Genomic DNA, 26,478 nt, shown 5'->3' on the forward strand with positions numbered 1-26,478 from the left:
GGAAACGATGTCTAACGAAAAAAAGGCCAAATCATGTTTGGCCTTTGGCGGTTATTTCGATGATTGTCCCTGCATGCTTTTCGCTACTGTCACCATTTCCTCTTTAGAAAGATCTTTAGAAGAGAGAAGGTAATCTACGCCGTCATATGTCCATGATAATGATGCATCCGACAGGGCGCCGATGGTGTAGCCGAGATTTACCGGTTCGCCGTTCAGCGTAACGGAGGAGGAAGCCTTGGCAATCTGGGCTTTTTCCTGAATTAACGTAAATGATTTTTCTCCTCCGTACGTCATGATGATGCGCTTCCCGTCTTCAGTAGATAGATCTTTTTCTTCAAGCAGCTTGACGCCAAGCGGCAGTTCCAGCGGCGTTTTGACCGCAAATGTATCGGAAGGCTTCGCGCTTGTGGCGACATCCATTTGAGAAAGGGTCATATTTTTCTTTTCATCAAATGATTCTTTATCAAATTGTTTATTAAATTCAAAGCTGCTGAATTCTACTTTGACCATTACTTTCCGGTCAGTATCCATCACTTTGACAGATGACGGGCTCATATCTTTTTTGTTAAATGTGATTTCTTGCGTGGGCAGCATTTTGTTATGCTGATAGTTTGTTTTTGTTTCAAATACGTATTTCTTTTCTTTCGCTGTGAAAACTGCATCCGAATCGTTTTGAACATCCTTTACGAGCGATTCAAACAGATAAACCTGGCTGCTGTTGTTCGGCCAATCGCTTTGAAATCTGAAGCTCTTATTTAAAGACGGCGTGAGAACAAATACTCCGTTTTCATTTCGTAAAATGACTTGATTTTGGTCCTTTTTCGGATTTTCTAAATAAACCCTGTACAGAGACGGCTTTTTGTGCCAGATTTCCACATTGTATACTTGAGGCTCACTCCCTGTCTCGATGGTCATTTTCGCTTTTGCTTTGTACGAGGTGTATTCTTTCGCCTTTTCATCTAACCCGGCCACAATATCTTGCTGTGTTTTTTGCCCGCAGGCAGAAAGAATAAGAACAGCAAGCAGTCCCGTTAAAAGCAAAACAAAGCTTTTTCTCACCTTTTTCAACCCCTTTTTCTCAATTGATGTAAAAGGAAGAAATCGCTTGTTTGACTTTAACGGTACGCTCGGTACACGTTTAGGCAGAACAGATGCGTACCATAAAAGCCTCAAACAACTTGTCTCCCTTAATGCACTATCAAATATATGAGTGGGGTTTCCCTAATATGCAGACTAGCTTGACAACCTTTCAATCACAACCTGCGCGGCAGCGTATTCTTTTGTATGAGTGATCGATACGTGAACGGCAGCCTGGCTCAGTTTCGTGCAAATGATATAGGGCTTGCCATTTTGGTCTTTCCTAATTTCAATGTCCTGAAAGCTGAGCTGTCTCCCAATGCCGGTGCCAAACGCTTTCGAGAAAGCTTCTTTTGCCGCGAATCTGCCCGCGAGAAATTCGATTTTTCTTTTCTCTGAAAGCTCATAGTATTGGTCAAGCTCGCTTCGCGTCAAAATCCGCTCGGCAAACCTTTTCTGGCGTCCAGCCATAGAGGCGATCCGTTTAAGCTCGGTAATGTCCAGCCCAATGCCGTAAATCATGTATGATAACCTCCTTTGCGTACGTACTATTTAAATGGTTTGTCTCATAAACGTGTTACTATAGATATACCAAAATGAAGAAAAGGGGCTCGGAATGTTTATACGGACTGAAAATTTTCAAACGTTTATCAGGTTTTACCCCGTTGTCACCTTTATATTGGCTTTGCAAGCTGTTCTCTGGCTGTTTTTTTCACTTCCTGCCCATTCAGTCGTGTTATGGAGGGATACCGTCACAGGCTATAATCTAGGTGTCGCAAACGGTGAATGGTGGCGGCTGATCACACCGATTTTGCTGCACGCCGGTTTCACACATCTGCTGTTTAATTCCATGTCCATCTTTTTATTTGCCCCGGCTTTGGAACGCATGCTGGGAAAAGCGCGTTTCCTTCTTGTATACGCCGGCTCCGGCATCATCGGCAATATCGGCACTTATGTTACAGAGCCGCTTGATTACGTGCATGTCGGTGCTTCAGGCGCAATTTTCGGGCTATTCGGCGTGTACCTGTTTATGGTTCTTTTTCGCAATGAGCTAATAGGGCAGGAGCATTCCAAAATGATCATCACACTGCTCGCATTTGCCGTTCTCATGTCGTTTATCAACTCCAATATTAACATGATGGCCCATCTGTTTGGACTATGCGGCGGGTTTCTTCTTTCGTTTTTATGCGTGCAAAAAAAAGAGCGGCGGTATTAACCGCCGCTTCAGATTGTTGACAAAATCCTAAAATGGTTTTCATTTTAGGATTTTGTCATCTTTTCAGCGTGATTGAAAACCCTTGAAGTCTAGGAAGGACGAGCATAGGAGCGGAGCGAATGTTCTAATTCGTGAGCACCGAAGCGCAGTCCTGACAACGAATGCGAGGGTTTGCCGACACGCTGGAGCGGCGGTATTAACCGTCCGCTTTTTCATATGAGTACCACTTTAAAATGAAGGCTGCATCCTCTTCACCTACATCCCTCACCGTTAATTCTTCCATGTGGCTCGATGATTTCACCGAAGTAGAAATGGTATACAAGCGGCCTTTCTTTTGGAAATAGGATTGGCTGAACTTGCAGACCTGCATTCGTTTTTTCAATACAATGGCGGTTGTTCTGCCTATAAATCTAGACGTCAGCTGAAGACGGTCCCCGTTGATCGTCCATGCAGCCTCTTTATACGCGAGATAGCCGAAGAACAATTCTATCGGCAGCAGGATGACTGACAGATAGCCCCATGGCTGAAAGAAGATACATAACGGAATGATTAAAAAGAGTGAAAAAATGACAGAACGGAACAAATAGCGTTTCAACGCGCGCCGCGGCAGGCGGCGGCAGTTTTCTTCCAGCGTGTATTCCGGCGTAAATGTTCGGAGCATGTGCGGAAGCTTTTTTTTATGAATCATTGGAAAGAGAATGGTCAAAGCGCCTTCTTCTTTTTCCCGGTCGCCGCCTCCTGCGCTGACGATGGACACCGTTACAAATCCGAAAAGCTGGCGAATAATATTTTCTTTGATTTTAATGGCTTGTATTTTTCGCAGCGGAATCGTGACTTGATGTTTTTCAATAATTCCCCTTGAAATCACCAGTTCCTGCTCTTTTTTTATAATTTGAAAGTTCGCGTATCTAAACATCATGCCCGCGATACTGAAAATCCAGGCGATAAATAAACCGATAAAAATGAGTACCGCGTAAATACCAATACTGGCGTGCTTAAGGAAGGAAAATTTATCGAATAACCAATCCATTGGCAGCACTTCATCAAGCTGGGAAATAAGTGCAAATACAGCGGAGATAATGACTCCGATTCCGCCGGAGGTAGAAGCGGCCATGAGCAATTCTTTCGCGTTCATGCGATAGTGCTCTTGCACCTCAACGGCCGGAACCAACTCCTCTTCAGCTTCAAGCCGTTCTTCATCAAGTTCATTTTCTCGTCTTTGCGCTTTTTTCTTAAAGACAGCTTCTTTGATGCGCTCGGCTTCTTCAACAGAAATAGCAGAAAGGACGGCTTCTGCCTCCTTGCCTCCGCCTGCTGTTTCAATTTGCAGCTTCACAAGCTTAAAGATTTGCTGTACAAGGCCTGCGCTTGTATTCATCGTTTGAATGCGATCAATCGATATGTATCGCTTTTTCGTCACAAATAAGCCTTCTTCGATTCTAAATTCATCATCTTCAATTCGATAGGTAAACCTTCTCCATTTGATAATGCTTGCCGCTACAAGCCAGATGAACAGCACACCGAGCGCAATGGCCCCGTAAAAACGGACAGTATGGTTTGAATTGACAATATACACAAAAAAGAATGGCAGAATGATATTTTTTATCGTTTGAATAATGGTATGGCATAAATTCAAAATAACTGCTGCCGGGTGCAGGCGTTTCGGTTCAGACATCATCGTCAGTCACCCTTGCCAGACGGGAAATGGAGTCTCTCAGCCGATCCGCTTCCTCCATCTCTAAAGCGGGGATCGAATGAACGGTCGCGGCCGTGGAAATTTTCACCGTTGCCAGGTTGTATTTTTTCAATAATGGACCTTGTGACGTATCGACGTGCTGAACTCTGACCATCGGAACAATCACACGTGTCACCACAAAAATACCTGACTGAATATCTATTTCATGTTCATGGACTTCATATCGCCACACCTTATGACGGACTTTCGGAATGATAAAGACCGTCACAATCGATCCCAGCAGCCAAACCGCGCCGAGCACGCTGCTGATCCAGTACGGCCAATGAAAATAATAGCTTAACACTGCAACTGCAATGACAATAAGCAAGCAAACAGCGGATATGATGATCTCTTGAAGTCGCCAAACCTTTAATCCGTCTGGACTGATTTGGTTTTTTGGCTGCTCTCTCAAAAATACCTACCTCCCTTTTTTTCGTCGTTATTTATACGTCTCTTTTACAGAAAGGTTTCATTCTTAAGCATACAGAGAAAAATGGCTTCCGTCAGCTGAAAGTTTGCTGAATAACAAATCGCGAACATAAAAAAGCCCAAAACATCATGTTTTGGGCTCTGAATCGATCAAATTAGTAAGATTTTTTCTGGCGTCTGTCACCTGAAGAACGGCGATCGTTTGAACGCTTTTTGTCATAGGAAGAACGGTTGTTGCTTTTCCCTTTTCCGCCGCGGTAGCCGCCGCCTTGTCCGTCTCTGCGTTTAGAAGAGCGCTGGTTCTTGTAGCGTTTGCTGACCATCGGCGCTTCGTCTGTTAAGCGAACCGGTGTGTCGTCTGGCTCTTTTGTAGCCATTTTGATAGCCGCCGCAACCACTGTTACTGCATCATGATCTTCAAGCAGCTCAGCTGCCGCTGTCATGTAGAAGTTCAGGTTGTTTTCACTGATTGTTGTGCGAAGACGTTCAACAGTAACCTGCTGCTGGCCTTCTAACGCTTCATCAAGTGTAGGCTCCTTCATGCGGTCCATTTTGCGTTTTGTTGTTTGTTCAATTGCGCGAAGCATGCTTTTCTCACGCGGTGTAATGAACGTCATCGCCATACCTGTTTTTCCTGCACGGCCCGTTCTTCCGATACGGTGAACGTAGCTTTCAGGATCTTGAGGCACGTCGAAGTTGTATACGTGTGTAACACCTGAGATATCAAGTCCGCGAGCGGCAACATCAGTTGCGACTAGAACTTCGATTGCGCCTTCTTTAAATTTACGAAGCGCAACCATACGTTTCGCCTGCGTTAAGTCACCGTGAATTCCTTCAGCTGCATATCCGCGAAGGTTCAGGGCTTCAGCAAGCTCATCGACACGGCGTTTTGTACGTCCGAATACGATCGCAAGCTCAGGAGACTGAATGTCAAGAAGGCGAGTCAGCGTATCGAATTTTTTGCGTTCTTGCACTTCCAAATAGAACTGCTGAATGTTAGAAACCGTCATTTCTTTCGCTTTTACTTTTACGTGTTCCGGCTCAGTCATGAATCGCTCTGCAATGCGTTTGATCGGCGCAGGCATTGTGGCAGAGAACAGAAGTGTCTGATGCTCGCTTGGCACGTTTGAAAGAATAGATTCAATATCATCAATGAATCCCATGTTCAGCATTTCATCCGCTTCATCCATTACAACAGTATTTACATTGTTTAAACGAATTGTGCGGCGGTTGATGTGGTCAAGAAGACGTCCAGGTGTTCCGACAATAATATTCGGATTCTTCTTTAACGCCCGGATTTGCCGTCCAATATCCTGTCCGCCGTAAATAGGAAGAACCTTCGCACGTTTATCTTGTCCGATTTTATACAATTCTTCAGATACTTGAATGGCTAATTCACGGGTTGGCGCGATTACGATTGCTTGAATATTAGGAGACTCGGGGTTAATTTTTTCAACAAGGGGTATACCAAACGCAGCTGTTTTACCTGTACCTGTTTGCGCTTGTCCAATGACGTCTTTATTTGAAAGTCCGAGCGGTATCGTTTGTGCCTGAATCGGTGTTGCTTCTTCAAATCCCATACGATTAATTGCTTTCATGAGATCAGAACTTAAATTAAAATCTTGAAACGTTATAGTCAAATTATTCAAACTCCTTCTAATTGCTGTTTCAGTAATGTCGTGATTTACCACTTATAAAACTGCCCTTTAGACAAGAAGGACAGGATCCATCCGTATACAAAGCCCGAATTACTTTAAGTTTTATCTTACCATTACACTATTTGTTTTTCAATAAGATGAGAAGCAGATCGGCATCTCGAATATGCCGGCTGCTGCTCCATCCGCTCCCAAGAATCCGGCGGAGAACTTCGGGTCACGATGAAAAGTCCGGACGAATATGTTCGTATCGCGAAATAACCTATATATATTGTATCATAGCCGCAGCCGGCCAGATATACATAATTTTCGGCCGGCATACATTAGTGTTTGCATATCATGTTATTTTATGATGCAATATGCGTTTTTTCGCAAAATATTTTCTTATGAAAGCGGGCTCTCTATTAAATCTTTAACGATTTCTTCAAGCTTCATACCTCTGGACGCTTTGAATAAAATCAAATCGCCTTTTGATGCGTTTTCCTTCACAGCTTGGAGGAGATCTTTTTTTTCAGTGTAATGGCTGACGCGGTCTTTCTCAAAGTGTTTCAGGGCGCCTTCCGCGATAAAAGCTCCCAGTTTTCCGTACGTAAAGACGCGGTCGATCTTCTCAGGGCTGATCACAGCGCCGCACTCTTTATGGAACGTTTCTTCAAGATCGCCGAGTTCAAGCATATCACCGAGCACGAGCATTTTTTTGCCGTAGCCTTCGAGGCTTTCTGTCAATTGAATTGCAGCTTTCATGGAAGTCGGGCTCGCATTATAAGCGTCATTGATTATCGAAAGGCCGCTGTCTGTTTTGATGAGTTCAAGTCTCATCCCGGTTACCTTTAGGCTGCTCAGTCCTTTTGCCGCACCCTCAGGCGTGATGCCAAAATAAGCCCCTGCAGCAATCGCAGCTATGGCGTTCATCACATTGTGCTTGCCGAGTATCGGAATAAAAAACGTTTGTTCTATCCCTTTGATTGTAAAATGGGTTCCTTCCTCACTCTGGCTGACATCCTGAAGCTGATAATCATTATGCGCTCCCGTCCCGTACGTTTTCGTCTGGCAGCTGTATGCATTTTGAAGAAGCGGTTCGTCCCCGATATAAATCAGCACTCCGTCTTCTTTAAGCCCGTTAATGATTTCAAGCTTCGCCTCCGCGATGCCCTCTCTAGAGCCAAGGTCTTGCATATGCGATTCGCCGATATTCGTAATCACTGCCGCATCCGGGTTTGCCAGTCGGCTCAAGAGGTCAATTTCTCCTTTGGCGCTCATTCCCATCTCCAATACGGCGATCTCCGTATTTTCAGGCATCGCTAAAACCGTCAGCGGCAGACCGATGTGATTATTGAAGTTTCCTCCTGTTTTGTGAACACGGTACTGGGTCCCCAGTACGGCGTGAATCATATCTTTTGTTGTCGTTTTGCCATTGCTTCCAGTTACTCCGATGACACGCGTGCCAAGCTCCTGCAAATAGGCTTTTGCAAGCTGCTGAAGTGCGGTAAGGGTATCGTCCACTAAAATGACGGCGTGATTCTCGGGCGGATTTGGTTCTGACCGATCCCAAAGAACAGCAGCTACACCGGCTTCAAAAGCCTGCTCCACAAAAGTGTGGCCGTCAAAACGTTCCCCTTTCAGCGGAATGAAGAGCTGATGTTGTTCCAGTTTTCTTGTATCGGTTGCCACTCCATGAATGACTGTTTGTTCATATTGCGGATTTGTTAGTGTGCCTTTAACCATTTCGGCAATGTTTTTTACTGTTCGCTTAATCAAGTAAGGTCCCTCTCTTTCTTTTGTATATACGGGAAAAAACACTGCCCTTTTACCGGCAGTGTCCTTCTTCGTTAGAATGTATGCTTAATCAATTGTTTTTCAGCGTGGCGTTCTTTTGCAAGCTCCACAAGCTGTTCAATCAGGTCAGCATATTCCACTCCGGCTTCTTTCCAGAGCAGCGGGAACATGCTGAAAGGTGTAAAGCCAGGCATTGTGTTGACTTCATTGATCAGAACTTCGCCGTCAGCTGTCAGGAAAAAGTCCGCTCTGACGAGTCCTGAACCATCGATCGCTTTAAACGCTTTGATCGCCATATCACTGATTGTTGCGTATTCCTCATCAGTCACAATCGCCGGAATCATCAGATCAGTATCTCCATCCTCATATTTCGCTTTGTAATCGTAGAAATCTGTCTTCGGTGCGATTTCTCCCACAACAGAGCATTTAGGATCGTCATTTCCAAGAACGCCAATCTCAATCTCGCGGCCGTTAATTCCTTCTTCAACGACGACTTTGCGATCATATTGGAAAGCAAGCTCAAACGCTTTTTGCAGTTCTTCACGGTTTCGGCATTTGCTGATTCCGACACTTGAGCCGAGGTTCGCCGGTTTTACGAAGCAAGGGTAGCCTAATTCCTGTTCAACCTGCTCACAGCTTTCTTTCGGAGAACGAGTCCAGTCTTTCTTAAGGAAAGCTGCGTATTTAGCCTGAGCAAGGCCGGCCTGCGCAAATAAATGTTTCATGACAACTTTATCCATGCCAGCTGAGGAAGCAAGCACTCCGTTGCCGACATAAGGAATGTTCAACAGCTCGAGCATTCCCTGGATCGTACCGTCTTCTCCGTTCGGTCCGTGGAGGAGCGGGAATACGACGTCGATGGCTTCATTTTGCTGTGACGCTTCCTGCGGAAACATCTCCTGGTTCAGGGCAGCTGGAGAAAAAGCACTGCCTCCTTGCTCAAATTGAAGCATTTTCACGTTTGAAACAGGCTCAGTTAAACGGGCGCCTCTAACCCATTCGCCTTTTTCTGTTATATAAATCGGATGTATATCAAACTTCTCAGTATTTAGCGCTTTGATTACAGCCAGAGCTGTCTGCAGGGAAACATTATGTTCTGCCGACTTTCCTCCGTACACTAATCCTAGACTTGTTTTCAATGGATAATCCCCCCACTACAATTCATCTTTACTATCTTATCATTTTCACCGGAAAATGATCTAATTATTTTTGGGCATGCTGATGTTGAATGCATTTGTATGTAATTCCTTTTTATTTTATATTAAAATGGCATTGAAAAGGAGATGTGACATATGAAAAAAATCACAACAAACGAACAATTTAATGAACTGATTCAATCCGATAAAGAAATCATTGTAAAGTTTTATGCTGATTGGTGCCCAGACTGCACACGCATGAATATGTTCATCGGCGATATTTTGGAAGAGTATAACCAAAACGATTGGTATGAGCTGAATAAGGACGAGCTTCCTGACCTGGCTGAAAAATACCAAGTAATGGGCATTCCCAGCCTGCTTATCTTCAAAAACGGTGAAAAAACAGCTCACCTTCACAGCGCCAATGCCAAAACGCCTGAAGAAGTGACTGAATTTTTATCTGAACATATAAGCTAATTCGTTAAACAGCCTTATTTTATGTCGTCAGGCTCTACATGAACATGAACATGAGTGACATCGTGTTCATGTTTTATTTTGTCTTCTACTTCATCCGCCACTCCATGGCCTTCTTCTACTGTAAGCTTTGGATCAACCGTAATCACCATCTCAATATGAACTGTACTGCCTAAATACCTCGCTTTCACATCCTTTAGGCGATGCACATTTTCGATCCTGCCGACGGTCTGTTTGTAAGGCTCAAGATCTTTTAAATGGAAGCCGTCTGTTAAGGAATGTGAAGCGTCTTTAAAGATATCCCACGCAGTTTTGCAAATGATGATGCCGATGATAAAAGCCGTTACCGGATCAATCCACGGCAGCTTCAGCTGGGACGAAAAAACACCGATAAACGCGCCGGCACTTACAAAAGCGTCTGACCTGCTGTCCTTTGCCGCTGCCATCAGGGCAGAACTTTTAATGGACGCTGCCAGCCTTTTGTTATATAAATAGATGCCATACATAAACACAGCACTGCCTAACGCCGTCCATGCCGCGATAAGATTTGGCGTTTCCGTTGCGCCGCCCGCAATCGCTTTTCCTCCGCCGATTAACACTTCAATGCCAACTGCCATCATAATAAAAGACGCAACAAGAGACGAAATTGTTTCAGCCCGATAATGGCCGTATGGATGATCGCTGTCAGCCGGTCTTTGAGAAATCCGCAATCCTATCAGCACTGCTACTGACGCAACAATATCTGTTCCATTATTTAACCCGTCTGCTCTCAGCGCTTCAGAATGATATAGAATCCCGATGACTAGCTTTACAACAGCAAGAATGACATATGCAAAAATATTGAGGAGCGCCCCTTTTTCTCCTTTTTTCAGATTTTCTGTCCGCTCCATTGAATACCAGCCTCCATTCTATTACATAGTATGGTTCAAAACATGAAAAATAGCAGGACGCGTTCAATGAAGCGGAATATTTCGACAGCACATTATTGCCCGGGAAACTTTTTGTCGATTTGTTGAATGTTTGTAAATTGGCCAAGAATAGGACTCTTTTCATCTTTACAGGCTATCGCGGACATTGTATACTGAATTTAATTGATAATGATTATCAATATCGTTTGATTGGAGGTTGGTGACACAATGACACCTCAGTCTGCAGAAATCAGAAAAAAACAGCTCATTCATCTGTTAATACAGAATGGTATATACAAAAAGTCAAAGCGTCATTTGTATGAATTGTCGCTGACGGAGTTAGAAAGTGAATACAACCATGTCAGGAGGGCGCCGGAGCATGCCGAAGCGTAAAGTGAAAACTTACCAACAGCTGATCCAGGAAAACAAAGAGGCGATTATGGGCAATCCAAAGCTGATGAACGTTATTTATGACAGGATCGACAGCAAGCATCAAAAAAATCTGCAGGAGCAAAACAATACATAAAAAGAGCCGGTAAGGCTCTTTTTTTTATGACTCAAATGCTTCAGCTGCCAGCTTGTGTATCACGGCGTCATCCATCGGCGGGTTGTGAAGACCGGCGCGCACATCACGGTAATAGCGTTGAAGCGGGTTGGTTCGTTCCAGGCTTTTGGCCCCGACAATTCTCATCGCTTTATCAACAACAGACAGCGCAGCGTTTGTGACGATATGTTTCGCCGCACCGAGCTCGCTGGTCAAGTGTGGCCGCCGCTCCGGATCGTCATACAATTGAGCGATATGGAAAAGAAAGTGTCTGGCATTGAGCAGTTCAAGCTCCATTTCGCCTGTTCTTTGCTGTACGGCCGGGACATTCTTGATCGGTCCATTCAAGCTGTTTGGGGAATACTCAGATGCAAATTGCACTGCATAGTCACGAGCAGCTTGAGCAACACCAAGATAAATCGCAGGAATGTGAAGCAGCCAGCCATTCGGCTTAGCTCCACGAGGCCCTTGAAGCAGTTCCACCAGCTTATTCTCATCAAGCATGACTTCGTTCAGTACAAGGTCATGGCTCCCAGTCGCCCGCATCGCCATCATATCCCACGTTTCTTCAATCGACAAGCCGGGATCATCTTTATGAATGAGAAACACGCCTGTTGTTTGTTTGTCTTCAATCCATGCGGTTACTAAAAAATAATCCAGAGCTTGTGACATCGTCGTAAAGGTTTTTCTCCCGTTCACTGCCCATTTGCCATCCTTTTTGACGGCGTGTGTACCGGGGCGCCCTCCTCTTGTCGGGCTTCCGGTTTTCGCTTCAGTCGCCGCCCTGTTAATGACAGCACCATTCTGGACTTCCTTGGCAACAAACGCAAACACGTCTTTATCCCAGCTGTTGCCTTCTCCAAGCTCCCCGATTACACTCAAATGCCAGCCGATGCTAAGAGCCGCAGGAGCATCTCCCCGTGCAAGCCGTTCTTGAAACAAGAGCATATCGTAAACAGAAATGCCCCCTCCGCCATGAGATGCCGGCAATGTTAATGCTGTATACCCAGCATCACGCAGTTTTTGTATTTTCTCTGCAGGAAAACGTCCCTGTTCGTCATCTTCAGCAGCTGTTTGCTGAAATTCATCCGCAATCCGTCCGATTTTCTCCATCCATTGCCGCTGTTGATCGTTTTGTATAAATAATGACATCTGGCAGCCCCCCAGTTTTAATTCCGATAAATTTAATATGTATTATAGATTTCCTGCCATTTTTCCGCAACTGTTAATCTTTTGCCCAGTATAGAAAAACACGCCGTTCCCCAAGGGAACAGCGCGATTACACAGGATTTGCATCCCGGTCTTGTTTCATGCCGAGATAAATCAGCATATATGTCAGGTAACCCATCGTCATCACCAGGCCGCCAAAGAAAAAGCTTGAGAAAATCGGCTCTTCAAAAGCGGTCACTGCGGCCAACACAATCCAGCTGGCATACAGATAGATGATAAAATAGCGGATGCCCGTCTTCATTTTATATATCATGTACAGTCCCACGAGAGAAAACAACCCAAGCGCGAGCCTGAAATAAACAAGATGTTCAAACTGAAACATGAATGACACAAATGAGAATCCAAGCAGCAATACAATCGGTAAAGCGGTAATAAAGTTCCTCAATCGAGACACCTCCGTCAGTACCTTTAGTATAAACCAAAATATCACTTGATATTGATTTACGTGAGCTTTTTCACAAAAATGTCATTCCTTGCCTTTAGACCCGAACATCCCGTTTACAGAAGCACCACCAGCCAACAACGATGAAGAATATGGCATGTATGATGAGAATTCCAATTGAAAACAATGGCGTCATGCCTGAAAACAACGCTGTCTCTCCGCTTCTGTATTGCGTAAAGTCAGTGTTCGCAAAAAGCAAAAAGCTGCCCCACTTGTTTTCAAACAACTTCATGAGCTGAACAAGTGTACTCGCTCCGTATAAAACGACAAAAGAAACAACAACAGCTACCGCGCTATTGCGGAACAGCGCAGAACAAAGCAGCCCGAATAATCCCATCATTACGGCTTCAAGCCAGTTTGACCCGATCAGCGCCAAGGTGTTGACCAGCAATGTCTTTGATTCCGCAGTCACCGATGTGCCAAAAAACACGAGACCGAATAATAATGCCAGAATGTAGTATGCCAGATACAAATAGAAGCTGACCATCACGACTGTGATTAATTTTGACCAAAAGACCTTTTGGCGTTTAACCGGACGAATGAGCAAAAATTTGATCGTCTTTTTATCAAATTCCATCGAAACAATTGTTGCTGCAATTACGATCGTTAAAGCCTGCAGCAAAATGTTCAGGCTCGGTGTATACGATAAATAGCCGATGAAGTTTTCATCTGTTCCGGCACTGATGACAATCCGTTTAATGATCAATGCCATGAAGAATTGAAAGACAGCCATCAGGATAAGGGAAACCAAAGTGACCTTCCGATTAAAAAGTTTCATATGTTCATTCCAAATTAATTTAGACAAGCTCTTCTCCCTCCTCTTGATGAGCTGTTGTCGCTTTTATAAATTCGTCTTCCAGTGACTGCGTGTAAGGCGTAATGGAAAATACATTCAGATCTTGTCCGACAAGTGATCGGTTCAGCTCCGGTATGTTTTCTTTTGCCACCTCAACTACAATCGTCCCGTCTTGGCTCTCAGCTTGATATTGATTGCCTGTCAGCCAATTGAGCGCTTTTTCTTGCGGCTGCACTTCTACAATCGCTTTTTCTGTGGTTTGACCAGTTCCTTGTAAGCTCACTTCCGCTTTGATCTCACCTTTTTGAATGATGATGACACGGTCGCACAAGTCTTCAACCTCGCGCAATAAATGAGTGGCGAACAGGACAGCTGTTCCTTCCATTTCTGCGAGTTCCTTAATATGATCCCGAAAATCCTTCATCCCCGCAGGATCGAGGCCGTTTGTCGGTTCATCTAGAATGAGAAGCTTCGGCCGGTGAAGAATTGCCTGGGCGATTCCCAGACGCTGGCGCATCCCAAGGGAATAGGTTTTCACCTTATCATGAATTGCTGACGTCAGCCCGACACGTTCCACCACTTCATCAAGCCGTTCATCCGCTATTTTTTTGTGCATATTCGCAAAGTGCTTGAGGTTTTCCCAGCCTGTCAGGTACGGATAGAACTCAGGGTTCTCAACAATCGCTCCAACCGCTTCCATCGCTTTTTCAAACTCTGTATCATGCTGGAATCCACTGATTGTCACGCTTCCGCTATTTTGTTTCAGCAGCCCGACGATGATACGGATGAGTGTTGTTTTTCCGGAACCATTCGGACCGAGCAAGCCGATGATTTCACCCTCCATGACGTCCATGCTGATCTGTTTTAAAATCTGTTTAGACCCAATCTTTTTATCGAGGCCTTCAATATGTAAAATCGGCTCAGCCATAAAGCCTTCCTCCTTTTTCGACAAAAAATAAACAGTGCCCAACATTAGGCACTGTTTGTATTATAGCATTTGTTGCTTCCAAATGTTTGGTTAAACCGATGATGAGCGTTTGCTCCGACTGTTTGTTCTTTTCAGTTTCTGTAATGATGACAGGCATTGTCACCTGTTGTGTTCACCACTGTGCGAAGCAATGCCAAGCCCCGATTCCGAGTCTTAATTCCATGCCCTGAACAGGCAGGCCGGGAGATCGAGGCACACTCATTATTCGATTTTAAACTACTTTTTATCGCTATTCTCTCGGGGTCCTTTAGACCTATCTTCCTTGTTGGTGACATCCAGAATATCAAGGAGAAACACAAAGATCGGAATCCCGATAATTAAACCCCATATGCCAAAAAAGTGTTCAGAGAAAATGAGTACAGTGAAGGTGAAAAAGATTGGCAGCTCTGTTTTCGCCGACATCAGCTTCGGATTTAAGAAATATGTTTCGATCGCATGAATGGCGAATATGACAAGGACAATGTAGAGCACATACATTCCACCGCCAGTGCTGTAGGCGATAATGCTGAGCGGAATCAGGGAAATGACGACGCCTGCTACAGGGATCAATCCAAGGAAGAACACCATAATCGAAAGCCCAAACAGCTGCGGAAAATGCATAATCCAAAGCGCGATAAACGTCAGAATACAGTTGACGAGCGCAATGATAAATTGAGCCTCGAGCACCTTGCCGAACGTTCTTGCAAATTTGCTTCCGAAAAAAGCAATCTCCTCATAAAAGACCCTCAGTTTGCTCGTTTTAAATTTCGCCATGAATTCAGAAAGCCGTTTTTTCTCAAATAAGAAAAACATGCTGAGAATGAGCGCCATCACGACCTGCAAACCGAATGTGCTGATATCGGCCAGATACGTATACACTACATTGAAGCCCTCTTTGACATATGAACTGATGTTAATATCTCCGAAGACACTGGTGATCTCATCAAAGAAAGGGATGCTGTCAGGATGATACGCAATATGTTTAATCTGCTTTACCAGCTGCTGGATCTGCGCCGCGACGACCGGATAAAACACAAAGCCCCCGACTGTAAGCAGCACAGCCAGCAACATGTAAAGAAACGTAATGACAACCCGCTGGCTCACGCGGAAGAACTGGCTTACAAACTGCCGCACGACAAGCTCCAAACGATCCATTAGAAATGTGAAAATGAAGGTAAGCAATATTAAGTTGATCATGCTCTTAAATAGATATAACACACCAGTTAACACGACAAAGATGGAGAAACGCCTTACTCCCGGGTGCTGAAAAAATTTAACTAAAGCGGCCATTTATACACTCCTGTTAGGACAAACGTCCTTCATTCAATATAGTATCCATTTGTAAATTATATAACAAAAAAATGCTGAGGTCTCTGTCCTTACCTTAATAATTCTTAAACAATTAAAAAAACGGCCCCATGAATGGGCCGTTCTTTTTTCAGACTGCTGTTTTCATTTTTTTCATGCCTTCAACAGCCTCTACGCTTTTTGCTTCATCAAATTCATTTTCGCTTTTTGCAACAATGATCGTGGCGATTCCGTTTCCGATCAGGTTCACAATGGCTCTTCCTTCACTCATGAAACGGTCGACCCCGAGCAGGAGTGCAAGACCCTCCAGCGGAATGACCTGCAGCGCTGACAGCGTTGAGGCAAGGACGATAAATCCGCTTCCCGTCACACCTGCCGCTCCCTTCGATGTCAGCATCAGAACGAGGATAATCGTAATTTGCTGGCCGATGCTGAGGTCTACTCCAAACACCTGCGCCAAAAAGACAGTCGCCATTGATAAATAAATGGATGTGCCGTCGAGGTTAAACGAATAGCCCGTCGGAATAACTAGCCCGACAACTGATTTGGAACAGCCGTAGCGCTCCATTTTATCCATCATACGCGGAAGCACCGATTCGGAAGAGCTTGTGCCAAGCACGATCAAAAGCTCATCCTTAATGAAGCGAAGGTAATTCCACAGGCTGAATCCGTAAAGCTTGCAGATGATATTTAAAGCAACAAATACGAACAGGAACATCGTAATATAAACAGACATCATTAAGCTTGCCAGCGGTTTGATGGAATCGAGCCCGAAGTGTCCGATTGTATACGCCATCGCCCCGAATGCCCCGATTGGCGCGGCACGCATAATGTAGCCGATAATTTTGAAAAAAACGTGAGAAACCTTGTCGAAGAAATCAATGACGCTTTTCCCTTTTTCACCTAATGCCGCAAGACCCACTCCGAAAAGAATAGAAAAGAATAAGACCTGCAAAATGTCCCCTTTTGCGAAGGCATCAACCATGTTGGATGGAACAATGTGTGTAACAAATTCAATCCAGTCGATTCCCTGACCGCCATTTTGCGTGTATTGTGATACATCTCCCTTTTCAAGCTTGCTGTAATCAAGACCCGCACCCGGCTTCATAATATTGACGACAAATAAACCGATAATGAGTGCGAGGGTGGTGACAACCTCGAAATAGATAAACGCTTTTCCCCCTACTTTTCCAACCTTCTTCATATCGCCCATTTTTGCAATCCCGAGAACGATTGTGAAGAAAATAATTGGTGCGATCACCATTTTAACAGCGTTGATAAATGTATCGCCAAGCGGTTTCATTTCTTTGCCGACATCCGGCCAGACCAGCCCGACAATGACCCCGATGATGACCGCGGTTATGACTTGAACTGTTAAATTTTTAAACAGTTTCATATCCTTCATCCCCCTGTCCTATTCGCCTTTTGTGTCTTTCTTACTAGAATGATAGCGTTTTCATAACGTCTGGGGAAGTTTATGATCATAACGGACATTTTGGTCTTTTTGGTCTCAGGTTTATCCTTTTAACACGTAGCGGTTGACCGGCCGGCCGACTCCTCCGTATTGAACGTCCAATTTGATGGCCCCGGTTTTTTCTAAGTAATCAAGATATCGTCTGGCTGTCACTCTGGCGATGCCGAGCGCCTTGGCAACCTCTTCAGCAGAAAGGGATGCGGTTTGCTGTTTCAAAAAAGCAGTGACTTCATTCATCGTGAAGTGATTCAACCCTTTCGGCAGATCCTGTACGGCCTGCTGCGGAATATTCAGGATCGCATCGAGCTGTTCCTGGGACAGCGTATCATTCGCTTCGATTTTTTGTTTATATTGCTTGTACTTTTCGAGCGCCTGTCTCATTCGCTCAAGCTTAAACGGCTTTAAGATATAGTCAACCGCCCCGTTTTGCAGCATGAGTGAGATCGTTTCCTTGTCTTTTGCAGCGGAGACGACAATGACATCCACTTCAAGCTTTTGCTTTCTGATCTCCTGCAAGGTCTTGATGCCGTCTTTTTTCGGCATGTACACATCGAGAATGACGAGATCCGGCTGTTCTTCTTTAATCAGCTTCATGCCTTCCTCTCCGTTTCCTGCCGTTGCACAGACAGTAACGCCTTTAACAGTTGTAATAAAATCCTTATTGACCTCTTGAACCATCGGATCGTCTTCAATGAGCAGAACCTTCCATTCTTTACGAGCCATGCTGTGCTTCCTCCCCCTTCATTGGAAAAACGATAGAAAAAGATGTCCCCTGCCCCGCATGTGAATCAACTTCTATCGTGCCCGATCCTTTGTCTATGATTTGTTTCACTAGATACAGGCCATAGCCTGTGCCGCCAGTTTTATTGACCGTAAAACCTTTGTCGTAAAGGCGAGGCATATGTGCCGGATCAATTCCGCAGCCGTTATCTTCTATTAAAATAGCAAGGATATCATCTGTTTGTTCGATACTAATGTCAATTCTTTTGTCTTCAGATTGAACGGTTTCAAATGAGCCGAAGGCATTTTCAATCAGATTCCCCAAAAGCACGACGATATCATGCTGATCAACATGCTCGGGAAATTGCTGAAGACTGCTGTTTTCATCTATATGAACAGCAATGCCGAGCTCTCTTCCCCTTCTGATTTTACTTAATAGAAGGCCTGCCGCAGCGTCATTTTGAATCGAGCGGTGCAGAAATTCAGTCACATTTTCCTGCTCAGTTGACGCCTGGAATGCAAGCTGCAAGGCTTTTTCAGATTTCCCCAGCTGGATGAGACCGGCGATCGTGTGCAGCTTATTCATATGCTCATGGTTTTGGACACGGAGCGCCTCCACAAAGTTTCTGACACCAGTCAATTCCTCTGCCATCTTGGCCGCTTCCGTTCTGTCCTGAAAAATCGCAACGGCGCCGATCACTTTTTTCTTCATGACGATCGGAATTCTGCTGCTCATGATGACTTTTCCGCTGACACGAATTTCTTCATTATAAACCGCTTTGTTCCGCTCCACGATTTCGGGCAGGCGCGAATCCTTGAGAACCTCCCAAATCACCTTGCCGATCAGATCCCCCTGCACTTCAAAGATCTGTTTCGCTTTTTCATTAAAAATCGTAATGATGAGACGATTGTCAATGGCGATCACCCCTTCATTCATCGAGTGAAACGTCGCTGTCCGTTCTTCATACATTCGGACAATCTCATGAGGTTCAAGCTGAAACATTTGTTTTTTGATATGGCGGGCCAGCAAAAAGGAACCCGCAAGGCCGAAGCCGAGTGTCAGCACAACGATGAATGCAATATCACGCTTTAAATGAAGCAGGATGTCAGCGATCCCCGGCAGCGTTTTTCCGACAAGCACCACACCTATTTGGTTCAGGTCTTGATCCTTAACCGGATAAAAAGCGCGAACCGCCGTACCGATCTCGCCCTTTGCTTCAGAGAAATAAATGTGCTCCGCAAACGCTGCCTCCTCGTCTGCACCTTCTGATTTCTTGCCGATGCTTGTGCTGACAGGATGCGTATATCGGATGTGATTCATATCCATGACGACAATATAGTCTGCTTCATTAATCATCCTGATTTCTTCAACCGCATGGCGAACAGCTTCTGTTTGTTTTTTTCGCGCCAAGGCTTCTTTCACTTCTGTCATCTCTGACACTGTCCGGGCCGTATTCATCAGCCGCTTTTTCAGCTCCCGCTCCTCTGTATGCTGAATGTTGCCGATGAGCACAATGCCGCCGATCAAAAAGGAGAAAATGACGAGTATATAGGATAAGATCGTGATTTTCCAACGGATTGAGAGCTTCTTTTTGTTCATCAGCTTCTCCTTTCAGGTCTTTACGAATGTGATTGCCCCCATTATCCTAAACATAGGGGAGGGCTTTTCATGAAGAGTTTGCTTGCATGTCTCACACTGATGATCGCTGGAATTGCAACCGCTTTATTTATCGGATTCCATGATCATACCGGCAATAAAGAGATTGTTTATGATGACGACCAGGAAGGCCTGCAAGATCAAATCGTGTTTAAATTCAGCCACGTGGTTGCTGAAAATACGCCAAAAGGGCTGGCCGCCAATAAATTCGCTGATCTGGTGAACGAAAAATCAGGCGGGAAAATAAAAATAGAAGTATTTCCGAATGGAAGCCTGTACTCGGACATTGAAGAAATTGAAGCATTGCAAAACGGCGATGTTCAATTTATCGCCCCCTCCACATCGAAGCTCGGCATGCTCTCGCCTGAATGGGGAGTGCTTGATCTGCCGTATGCATTTACAGATTACAACGCCGTCAAAAAAGGGCTGAACGGAAGCATCGGCACACAGCTGTTTGATTCTCTAAAGAAAAACCAATTAAAAGGACTGGCCTATTGGACGAACGGCTTTAAGCAAATCACAACAAATCAAGGGCCGGTCAAAACACCTGATGATTTAAAAGGGCAGGATCTGCGCATTATGCAAAGCGATGTAATTGAGGATCAGTTCAAGCTGCTTGGCGCAACACCTCATCAGGAATCCTTCAATTCTACCTTTCAGCTGTTAGAAAACAATGTAGTCGATGGCGAAGAAAATACAATTTCAAACATCTACTCTAAAAAATTTTATAATGTTCAGGACTATTTGACAATAAGCAGCCACGGTTACCTCGGCTACGCTGTCATGACTGATGAACACTTCTGGAAGGCGCAAACACCAGAAACAAGACGCATTTTGACTGAAGCGATGAAGGAGACGACGGAGTGGAATGAAACGTATGCCGAACAAATGAACAAGGAGCAGCTGGAAGAAATCAAAAAGAATTCTGCTATACATATTTATGAGCTGTCAGATAAAGAGAAACAAGAATGGATGAAGCGTCTTGACCCTGTTTACCGGCAGTATGAGCCCATCTTTGGCCGGGAGCTGATCCGGGAACTGTTGGAGCTGCGAAAAGATTCATAGTTCCCATCTCGATACGCTGTTTTTCGTTTATCTTTCTATCGATCGGAAATATAAAAAGAGATAATCGAAAAAGGAGATGGGTACATGTTTAAGCACACAAAAATGCTGCAGCATCCTGCTAAACCAGATCGTCCAGATCCATTATTCGCTAAAAAAATGCAAGAAATTTTAGGCGGGCAATTCGGAGAAATTTCAGTTGCCATGCAGTACTTATTTCAAGGCTGGAACACAAGAGGAAATGAAAAATACAAGGACTTGCTGATGGATACGGCAACTGAGGAGCTCGGGCATGTTGAAATGATCGCAACGATGATTGCCAGGCTTCTTGAGGATGCCCCTCTTGATCAGCAGGAAAAAGCTGCTGAAGATCCGGTCATCGGCTCCATCCTGGGCGGCATGAACCCTCACCATGCGATTGTATCAGGACTTGGCGCCATGCCGGAAAGCAGTACAGGCGTACCTTGGAGCGGCGGTTATATCGTAGCAAGCGGAAACCTGCTGGCAGACTTCCGCGCCAACCTGAATGCGGAATCTCAGGGCCGTCTGCAGGTCGCACGCCTGTTTGAAATGACGGATGACAAAGGCGTCAAAGATATGCTCAGCTTCCTGCTGGCGCGTGACACGATGCACCAAAATCAATGGCTCGCCGCCATTAAAGAATTAGAAGCACAGGAAGGTCCGGTTGTGCCGGGTACATTCCCGAAAGCGCTCGAAAAACAAGAGTTCTCACATCAGCTTATCAATTTCTCTGAAGGCGAAGAAAGCGCCAAACAAAACTGGCTGAATGAAAAAGCGCCGGACGGAGAAGCCTTTGAATATGTGAAAGAAGCAAAAACGTTTGGAGAAAAACCGGAATTAAAACCAGCACCGCCTTTTGTTCATAATACACTTCCGGGACGCGAGTAAAGAGACAAGCCCAAAACATGATGTTTTGGGCTTTGATTATGCCTTCAGAACCGTCCAGTCTGGTTCGTACCGGATATCAGGGTTATGTAACAGATCGTGAACGAACGGTTTATCCTCTTCGTACACCGTCACCTCTATCGAAAGAATTACAGCCTTCTGATCGTTTTCCTCGTATATGCTGTCATGTTCGTTCTCCATAAAATGATCGTAGGCTTCTCTGTTTTCCCATACACTGATGATTTCTGCAGTGAGCGGCTCGTCTATCGTTTTTCGCCAGCCGCCGGCCTGTTTGATGAAGCCGCTTATATGCGATAACGCCCCCCATTGTGACTGCGCTTTTGCAAATGCTTCAGCGTTTGCAGCGTCTACTTCACATACAATCCTTTTGATCAGCATGGCTACTCCTCTATGATGACGGTTTCGGCTTGTTTATGCTCTACACAGAGATTTACCGTCCTGACGTAAGAGCGTGTGCGGTGAACCGTGCCTTTCGGGATCAGCAGGCTGTCATTTGCTTTGAGCACCGCGGTTTCTTTGTCTTTAAAATCGATCAGCAGCTCACCTTCAAGAACAATAAACAATTCGTCTGAGTCAGGGTGATGGTGCCAGTCATATTCTCCCGTAAACACCGCAAGGCGCACACAATGGTCGTTGACCTCTGAGATTGAAAAATTGGCGTGCTTTTCTTTGACTTCATTTGCGATGGCGAGCAAGTTTTGCATCTTGGACATTAGCGAAAACCCCTTTTTCACTTATTGTATCGCAATAGTGGCATAAATTGAGAAGATTCCAAAAAAAAGCGATCCAGCTGATGTGCCGGATCGCTTTTTTATTTACAGGTTGTCTGCCTTTATGCTTTTGATTAGTCGTTGTTGCGGGCGTTTCCGCCTTTTGAGCCAATTTCTTGGTAGAATTCTTTATCATGATTTTTGCTTGTAGCCTCTCCGCCTTTACGGCCGATATCTTGATAGAATTCTTTATCATGATTTTCGCTAGTGGCTTCTCCGCCTTTTTCGCCGATTTCTTGATAGAACTCTTTGTCATGATTTTCGCTAGTGGCTTCTCCGCCTTTTTCACCGATTTCTTGATAGAATTCTTTGTCATGGTTTTTGCTTGTGGCTTCTCCGCCTTTTTTCCCAATCTCTTGATAGAATTCTTTGTCATGGTTCTTGCTTGTTGTTTCTCCGCCTTTTCTACCTGCTTCTTCTCTGCTCATTTTGTTATCGTCTGCCATTTTGAATTCCTCCTTTAATTGGTGTTGGTTGTTGTATTCCCGCTCACAATTCTTTTAAACAAACAAAACACATTGGGTATGTTTCCACTAAAAAAAGCAGGCGGATCGCGGTGTCCGTCTGCTTTCTGCTATTCCATCTCTCGTTCTGTTTCTTTCAGTCGTTCAAGAATGCGCCTCTTTTTGTACAGCATCATGCCTGTCTCGGTAATGTCGTTTAATGTTGAGCGATTGGCAGCGGCGCCAAAAACCATTCCGGCAACCGGCACCATCTGGAAAAGTTTTTTCCAGCCAAACGTGTCTCGATAGCCCAAAACGACTTCTCGCCAGCCTTGGATTTGAGAAGCGACATTCTTATATGTACGGTCTTGATCGTAGTGTTTTAATTCCTGCAAAATCGATCTTTTGCCGACAACATCAGCCGACGTCAGCTGCAGACATTTCACAATGAAGACGCGTTCTTTTTTCTCCTTTGGATCATAGCCGTATGCGACTGCGATATCCTGTAATGTTTTTAGTGATAAGCCAAGCACTGCCGGAATGTCTGCCGCCAGCGTAAACACGCCGCCCACACCGGTTGTCGCGCCTTGAACGGTTGCTGCGTTGGTTCTGTTTTTGCCCATTCCTTCCGCAATTTCATCCATGACAGGAAGAGGCGCTTTCCGGATGTCCTCCAGTGATTCAAAGATCTCCTCCGGCAGTTTCTTTTGAAACATCCTGATAATCTGTTTTTCAGATGTCAGGTACTGTCCGCCTGTTTGAACAAAGCTGCCGACCTCATCCAAGAGCTTGCCGATCTTTTTCTGGATGAATTCCGGTGTCAGCTTGTCCAGCAGCTGAAACGGGAGACGGCTGAGCTTTTCCCAAAACCAGATTTTTTGCTGATCTTTTTCCCATTTCTCTATCTCTTTTAATTGCTGATGTAAGTCTTCTTTTCGTTCCGTTGTCACCCAACCCGCACTTCCCTTCCGTTTTTTCTACTATATAGTATACCTTCATTTTTTCGGATGCGTTTTTATTTTTCACCTGCGGGTACCATTTTTATAAAAGGAAAAGGAGTGATGGACATGCCTTGGTCGATGAAGGATTATCCTGCTTCATTAAAAAATCTTGAGAAGCCGGTGAGAAAAAAGGCGATAGACATTGCAAATGCGATGATTGATGAAGGCTATGGGGAAGGGCGCGCGATTCCAATTGCGACAAGCAAAGCGAAGGAATGGGCGGAAAACGCCTCTACAGATGAAATTGATGATTTCCTGACGCATGATGATGAGACAGAACGTGATGCTGATCCAAGCAGCGGCAGCGGCCCCGAGCTCATGAATAAACCAGAGCATGTTATTAAGCATAAAAAAGGCTGGGCAGTCAAAGCCGAGGGCGCCAAACGTGTGTCTGAAATCAAGGATACAAAGAAAGAAGCGATTGAACGGGCAAAGGAAATCGCGGCGCATAAAGGCACTGAGGTCATTGTTCATTTAGCTGACGGCAGTGTGCAGAGAAAGATTAAAACAGGATCATAAAGGAATATGCTTTTAAGTGTTTCGAAATGATCAGGAGCGGTTATTGATTGGTAAATCATTTATGAGAGGTGATCATGATGCTTAGCTTTTTGGTTTCATTAGTTGTTGCTATTGTTATCGGATTAATTGGGAGCGCCATTGTAGGAAACCGGCTGCCGGGAGGAATTTTCGGCTCTATGATTGCCGGGCTGATCGGCGCTTGGATTGGGCACGGACTTCTTGGCACATGGGGACCGAGCCTCGCCGGCTTTGCTATTTTCCCGGCCATCATCGGGGCAGCCATCTTTGTATTCTTGCTGGGCCTTATATTCCGCGGGCTGCGGAAGGAAGCCTAGACTCATTAGATACAGAAGGCATCGTTTCGAACTGAAACGATGTCTTTTTATATGGGACCTTATCCCGAATCCCTACATATCATGTTACATAACAGGGAAAAATTCAGAAGTGTATTTTGAACATTTTCGGTTGACAAGAAACCAGGATGGTCATATGATGTAGATAAAATAATTTGCCTTAAGGAAACTCTTTGTTGTACGGCAAAAACAAACAGAATTCAGGTGAGACATGATGAACAAGGACATCACAGCACAATCTCCCCGTTCCAAAGCCGTCCAAGATGCGCTTGACGGGAAAATCAGAGGATTCAGAGGGCTGCTCCCTTTTCTCGGCCCTGCATTTATAGCAGCCATTGCCTATATTGATCCCGGCAACTTCGCAACGAATATTTCGGCGGGTTCTAAATACGGATATATGCTCTTATGGGTGATCTTATTTTCTAATATCATGGCGCTTTTAATTCAATCCCTATCCGCCAAACTCGGTATTGCGACAGGCAAAAATCTGCCTGAGGTTGCCCGTGAAGAATTCCCGAAGCCTGTTTCGATCGGATTATGGATTCAGGGCGAGCTGGTCATTATCGCAACTGATCTGGCGGAATTTATCGGAGCGGCTCTGGGACTGTATTTGCTGTTCGGCATTCCGATGCTTGAAGCGTCTATTATAGCTGCGATCGGTTCTTTCGCGATATTGGAGCTTCAGCGCCGCGGTTATCGCTCACTTGAAGCCGGTATTGCCGGTATGCTGTTTGTGGTCGTGATCGCCTTTGCGCTGCAGACCTTTTTCGCAAAGCCTGATGCCGTGTCAGTGATGAAGGGCCTTTTTGTCCCGGCGTTTCATGGCACTGACAGTGTGCTTCTTGCAGCGGGTATTCTTGGCGCAACTGTTATGCCGCACGCCATTTATTTACACTCTGCCCTTACACAGCGGCGGGTGATTGGCAAAACTGATGCAGAACGAAAAAAAATCTTTAGGTTTGAATTTATTGATATTTTAATAGCGATGCTGATTGCAGGGGCTATTAATGCAAGTATGCTGATTGTGGCTGCCGCATTATTCTTCAAAAACGGCCTGTTTGTTGAGGATCTCGACGTCGCATTTCAGCAATTCGGACATCTAGTCAGCCCTATGTCTGCGGCTTTATTCGGGATCGGGCTGCTCGTTGCCGGTCTATCCAGTTCGTCTGTCGGCACACTTTCAGGGGACGTGATTATGCAAGGATTTATCAACTACCGAATTCCGCTGTATGTACGGCGTTTTATCACGATCATTCCGCCGATCTTGATCATCGCGTCAGGCGTTAATCCGACGACCGCTCTCGTACTGAGCCAAGTCGTGCTGTCCTTCGGGATCGCCTTTGCCCTCATTCCGCTTATTATGTTTACAAGCAATAAACGGATCATGGGATCTCTAATCAACGCCAAATGGGTCACAGTGGTGTCTTGGCTGATTGCGGTATTGATCGTCGCTTTGAATGTGTTTTTAATTGTAGATACGTTTCGATAAAAAAACCGGCTTCTAAAGCCGGTTTTTATTTTTTCGCAAAAGCTCATTGATACCCTTTTTGACAGAAATTTGTTATGATAAAAGAAAAATCGGAGTTTTGATGATGTCAGTATTTATTCTGTTTTATTTGTGGATTGTTCCTATTGTTATCGGCATTTTATGTTCTGTTGCTGCCCATAAATCCAAGGGAAAAATGAGAGTCGCGCCCGGCATTGCCATGATCGTGCTCAGTATCATTTCCCTAATCACGGCGTTTACGGCCGGACACACAAATTTCCACGTGTTTATCGGCGGCATGTTTTTATTCGGCACCTTCTTGGTCGGTTCTGCTTTTCCTTTCTTCTTCGGGCTGAAGAAAAAAGAGAAATAA

General features: G+C 44.9%; 30 protein-coding genes. 10 read left to right on the top strand and 20 right to left on the bottom strand.

Annotation, left to right across the window (positions count from 1 at the left end):
• Positions 1 to 51: 51 nt before the first annotated feature.
• Positions 52 to 1,068, bottom strand: coding sequence for a LolA family protein (locus tag ACQVGT_RS18170; protein ID WP_080030712.1), 1,017 nt, complete (start codon positions 1,066 to 1,068; stop codon positions 52 to 54).
• A 165-nt stretch (positions 1,069 to 1,233) separates the two neighbouring features.
• Complete coding sequence (gene acpS / locus ACQVGT_RS18175; RefSeq protein ID WP_015252768.1) at positions 1,234 to 1,599, bottom strand: holo-ACP synthase; 366 nt, start codon at positions 1,597 to 1,599, stop codon at positions 1,234 to 1,236.
• A gap of 94 nt (positions 1,600 to 1,693) precedes the next feature.
• On the opposite strand from acpS, the gene ACQVGT_RS18180 reads away from it, so the two are divergent.
• Positions 1,694 to 2,293 (top strand): rhomboid family intramembrane serine protease, encoded by a 600-nt coding sequence (locus ACQVGT_RS18180; protein WP_015482831.1) that lies wholly within the window; start codon positions 1,694 to 1,696, stop codon positions 2,291 to 2,293.
• A gap of 196 nt (positions 2,294 to 2,489) precedes the next feature.
• Here the strand turns inward: ACQVGT_RS18180 and ACQVGT_RS18185 are convergent, their stop codons facing one another.
• The 5 genes from ACQVGT_RS18185 to ACQVGT_RS18205 form a co-directional block, all read right to left on the bottom strand.
• Positions 2,490 to 3,971, bottom strand: coding sequence for a PH domain-containing protein (locus ACQVGT_RS18185; protein WP_041517665.1), 1,482 nt, complete (start codon positions 3,969 to 3,971; stop codon positions 2,490 to 2,492).
• A complete protein-coding gene (locus ACQVGT_RS18190; RefSeq protein ID WP_015382829.1) occupies positions 3,961 to 4,440 on the bottom strand; it encodes a PH domain-containing protein in 480 nt (159 codons plus the stop codon). The genes ACQVGT_RS18185 and ACQVGT_RS18190 overlap by 11 nt, the downstream gene beginning before the upstream one ends.
• Positions 4,441 to 4,612: 172 nt before the next feature.
• Positions 4,613 to 6,097 (bottom strand): degradosome RNA helicase CshA, encoded by a 1,485-nt coding sequence (cshA, locus tag ACQVGT_RS18195; protein WP_003246685.1) that lies wholly within the window; start codon positions 6,095 to 6,097, stop codon positions 4,613 to 4,615.
• Positions 6,098 to 6,496: 399 nt separating this feature from the next.
• Complete coding sequence (locus tag ACQVGT_RS18200; RefSeq protein WP_015482829.1) at positions 6,497 to 7,870, bottom strand: UDP-N-acetylmuramoyl-tripeptide--D-alanyl-D-alanine ligase; 1,374 nt, start codon at positions 7,868 to 7,870, stop codon at positions 6,497 to 6,499.
• 71 nt (positions 7,871 to 7,941) lie between these two features.
• Positions 7,942 to 9,027, bottom strand: a complete 1,086-nt coding sequence (locus ACQVGT_RS18205) for a D-alanine--D-alanine ligase (RefSeq protein ID WP_014475870.1) — start codon at positions 9,025 to 9,027, stop codon at positions 7,942 to 7,944.
• 153 nt (positions 9,028 to 9,180) lie between these two features.
• Between ACQVGT_RS18205 and ACQVGT_RS18210 the strand changes: the two genes are divergently transcribed.
• Entirely contained in the window at positions 9,181 to 9,501 is a 321-nt protein-coding gene (locus ACQVGT_RS18210; protein ID WP_003234326.1) for a thioredoxin family protein, read from the top strand.
• A 14-nt stretch (positions 9,502 to 9,515) separates the two neighbouring features.
• Here ACQVGT_RS18210 and ACQVGT_RS18215 read toward each other — a convergent pair whose 3' ends face one another.
• Positions 9,516 to 10,388 carry a cation diffusion facilitator family transporter gene (locus tag ACQVGT_RS18215; RefSeq protein WP_015382825.1) on the bottom strand — a complete coding sequence of 291 codons (873 nt, stop codon included), beginning with the start codon at positions 10,386 to 10,388 and terminating at the stop codon, positions 9,516 to 9,518.
• A 246-nt stretch (positions 10,389 to 10,634) separates the two neighbouring features.
• Between ACQVGT_RS18215 and ACQVGT_RS18220 the strand changes: the two genes are divergently transcribed.
• Both ACQVGT_RS18220 and fbpB read left to right on the top strand, forming a co-directional pair.
• Entirely contained in the window at positions 10,635 to 10,799 is a 165-nt protein-coding gene (locus ACQVGT_RS18220) for a Fur-regulated basic protein FbpA (RefSeq protein WP_014478893.1), read from the top strand.
• Complete coding sequence (gene fbpB, locus ACQVGT_RS18225) at positions 10,753 to 10,932, top strand: Fur-regulated basic protein FbpB (RefSeq protein WP_080030632.1); 180 nt, start codon at positions 10,753 to 10,755, stop codon at positions 10,930 to 10,932. Before ACQVGT_RS18220 ends, fbpB begins: the two co-directional genes overlap by 47 nt.
• Before the next feature lie 24 nt (positions 10,933 to 10,956).
• Here fbpB and ACQVGT_RS18230 read toward each other — a convergent pair whose 3' ends face one another.
• The 8 genes from ACQVGT_RS18230 to dctS form a co-directional block, all read right to left on the bottom strand.
• Positions 10,957 to 12,102, bottom strand: coding sequence for an acyl-CoA dehydrogenase family protein (locus ACQVGT_RS18230; RefSeq protein WP_015482827.1), 1,146 nt, complete (start codon positions 12,100 to 12,102; stop codon positions 10,957 to 10,959).
• Between the two features lie 127 nt (positions 12,103 to 12,229).
• Entirely contained in the window at positions 12,230 to 12,565 is a 336-nt protein-coding gene (locus ACQVGT_RS18235; protein ID WP_003225151.1) for a hypothetical protein, read from the bottom strand.
• Positions 12,566 to 12,659: 94 nt separating this feature from the next.
• On the bottom strand, positions 12,660 to 13,400 hold the full coding sequence (locus ACQVGT_RS18240; protein ID WP_236822452.1) for a DUF2705 family protein: 741 nt from the start codon (positions 13,398 to 13,400) through the stop codon (positions 12,660 to 12,662).
• Positions 13,401 to 13,419: 19 nt separating this feature from the next.
• Positions 13,420 to 14,346 (bottom strand): ABC transporter ATP-binding protein, encoded by a 927-nt coding sequence (locus ACQVGT_RS18245; RefSeq protein WP_015382821.1) that lies wholly within the window; start codon positions 14,344 to 14,346, stop codon positions 13,420 to 13,422.
• Between the two features lie 276 nt (positions 14,347 to 14,622).
• Entirely contained in the window at positions 14,623 to 15,675 is a 1,053-nt protein-coding gene (locus tag ACQVGT_RS18250) for an AI-2E family transporter (protein ID WP_003246523.1), read from the bottom strand.
• 148 nt (positions 15,676 to 15,823) lie between these two features.
• A complete protein-coding gene (dctP, locus tag ACQVGT_RS18255; RefSeq protein WP_014475862.1) occupies positions 15,824 to 17,089 on the bottom strand; it encodes a C4-dicarboxylate transporter DctP in 1,266 nt (421 codons plus the stop codon).
• A gap of 120 nt (positions 17,090 to 17,209) precedes the next feature.
• Positions 17,210 to 17,890 carry a two-component system response regulator DctR gene (gene dctR, locus ACQVGT_RS18260; protein ID WP_015382819.1) on the bottom strand — a complete coding sequence of 227 codons (681 nt, stop codon included), beginning with the start codon at positions 17,888 to 17,890 and terminating at the stop codon, positions 17,210 to 17,212.
• Complete coding sequence (gene dctS, locus ACQVGT_RS18265; RefSeq protein ID WP_015382818.1) at positions 17,880 to 19,487, bottom strand: two-component system sensor histidine kinase DctS; 1,608 nt, start codon at positions 19,485 to 19,487, stop codon at positions 17,880 to 17,882. Before dctS ends, dctR begins: the two co-directional genes overlap by 11 nt.
• Before the next feature lie 69 nt (positions 19,488 to 19,556).
• Here dctS and dctB point away from each other — a divergent pair, with 69 nt between their 5' ends.
• Together dctB and ACQVGT_RS18275 are read left to right on the top strand one after the other, a co-directional pair.
• Positions 19,557 to 20,609 carry a C4-dicarboxylate TRAP transporter substrate-binding protein DctB gene (dctB, locus tag ACQVGT_RS18270; RefSeq protein ID WP_015482824.1) on the top strand — a complete coding sequence of 351 codons (1,053 nt, stop codon included), beginning with the start codon at positions 19,557 to 19,559 and terminating at the stop codon, positions 20,607 to 20,609.
• Between the two features lie 84 nt (positions 20,610 to 20,693).
• Positions 20,694 to 21,515 (top strand): manganese catalase, encoded by an 822-nt coding sequence (locus ACQVGT_RS18275; RefSeq protein ID WP_015382816.1) that lies wholly within the window; start codon positions 20,694 to 20,696, stop codon positions 21,513 to 21,515.
• Positions 21,516 to 21,551: 36 nt separating this feature from the next.
• Here the strand turns inward: ACQVGT_RS18275 and ACQVGT_RS18280 are convergent, their stop codons facing one another.
• The 4 genes from ACQVGT_RS18280 to ACQVGT_RS18295 form a co-directional block, all read right to left on the bottom strand.
• Positions 21,552 to 21,911 (bottom strand): YdbC family protein, encoded by a 360-nt coding sequence (locus tag ACQVGT_RS18280; protein WP_015382815.1) that lies wholly within the window; start codon positions 21,909 to 21,911, stop codon positions 21,552 to 21,554.
• A gap of 2 nt (positions 21,912 to 21,913) precedes the next feature.
• The gene (locus tag ACQVGT_RS18285) at positions 21,914 to 22,246 is read right to left on the bottom strand and encodes a cupin domain-containing protein (protein WP_015482823.1); all 333 of its coding nucleotides are present in this window, start codon (positions 22,244 to 22,246) and stop codon (positions 21,914 to 21,916) included.
• Between the two features lie 131 nt (positions 22,247 to 22,377).
• Positions 22,378 to 22,749 carry a glucose starvation-inducible protein GsiB gene (gsiB, locus tag ACQVGT_RS18290; RefSeq protein ID WP_015382813.1) on the bottom strand — a complete coding sequence of 124 codons (372 nt, stop codon included), beginning with the start codon at positions 22,747 to 22,749 and terminating at the stop codon, positions 22,378 to 22,380.
• Positions 22,750 to 22,877: 128 nt separating this feature from the next.
• Positions 22,878 to 23,696 (bottom strand): EcsC family protein, encoded by an 819-nt coding sequence (locus tag ACQVGT_RS18295; protein WP_015382812.1) that lies wholly within the window; start codon positions 23,694 to 23,696, stop codon positions 22,878 to 22,880.
• 117 nt (positions 23,697 to 23,813) lie between these two features.
• Here ACQVGT_RS18295 and ACQVGT_RS18300 point away from each other — a divergent pair, with 117 nt between their 5' ends.
• From ACQVGT_RS18300 to ACQVGT_RS18315, 4 genes are all read left to right on the top strand, one after another.
• Positions 23,814 to 24,266 (top strand): DUF2188 domain-containing protein, encoded by a 453-nt coding sequence (locus ACQVGT_RS18300; protein ID WP_015482821.1) that lies wholly within the window; start codon positions 23,814 to 23,816, stop codon positions 24,264 to 24,266.
• Positions 24,267 to 24,343: 77 nt separating this feature from the next.
• The gene (locus ACQVGT_RS18305; protein ID WP_003246519.1) at positions 24,344 to 24,601 is read left to right on the top strand and encodes a GlsB/YeaQ/YmgE family stress response membrane protein; all 258 of its coding nucleotides are present in this window, start codon (positions 24,344 to 24,346) and stop codon (positions 24,599 to 24,601) included.
• 229 nt (positions 24,602 to 24,830) lie between these two features.
• Entirely contained in the window at positions 24,831 to 26,108 is a 1,278-nt protein-coding gene (locus ACQVGT_RS18310) for an Nramp family divalent metal transporter (protein WP_046340208.1), read from the top strand.
• Between the two features lie 103 nt (positions 26,109 to 26,211).
• Positions 26,212 to 26,478 (top strand): hypothetical protein, encoded by a 267-nt coding sequence (locus ACQVGT_RS18315; RefSeq protein WP_009966591.1) that lies wholly within the window; start codon positions 26,212 to 26,214, stop codon positions 26,476 to 26,478.

The sequence above is a fragment of the Bacillus sp. SCT118 genome (assembly GCF_058566435.1).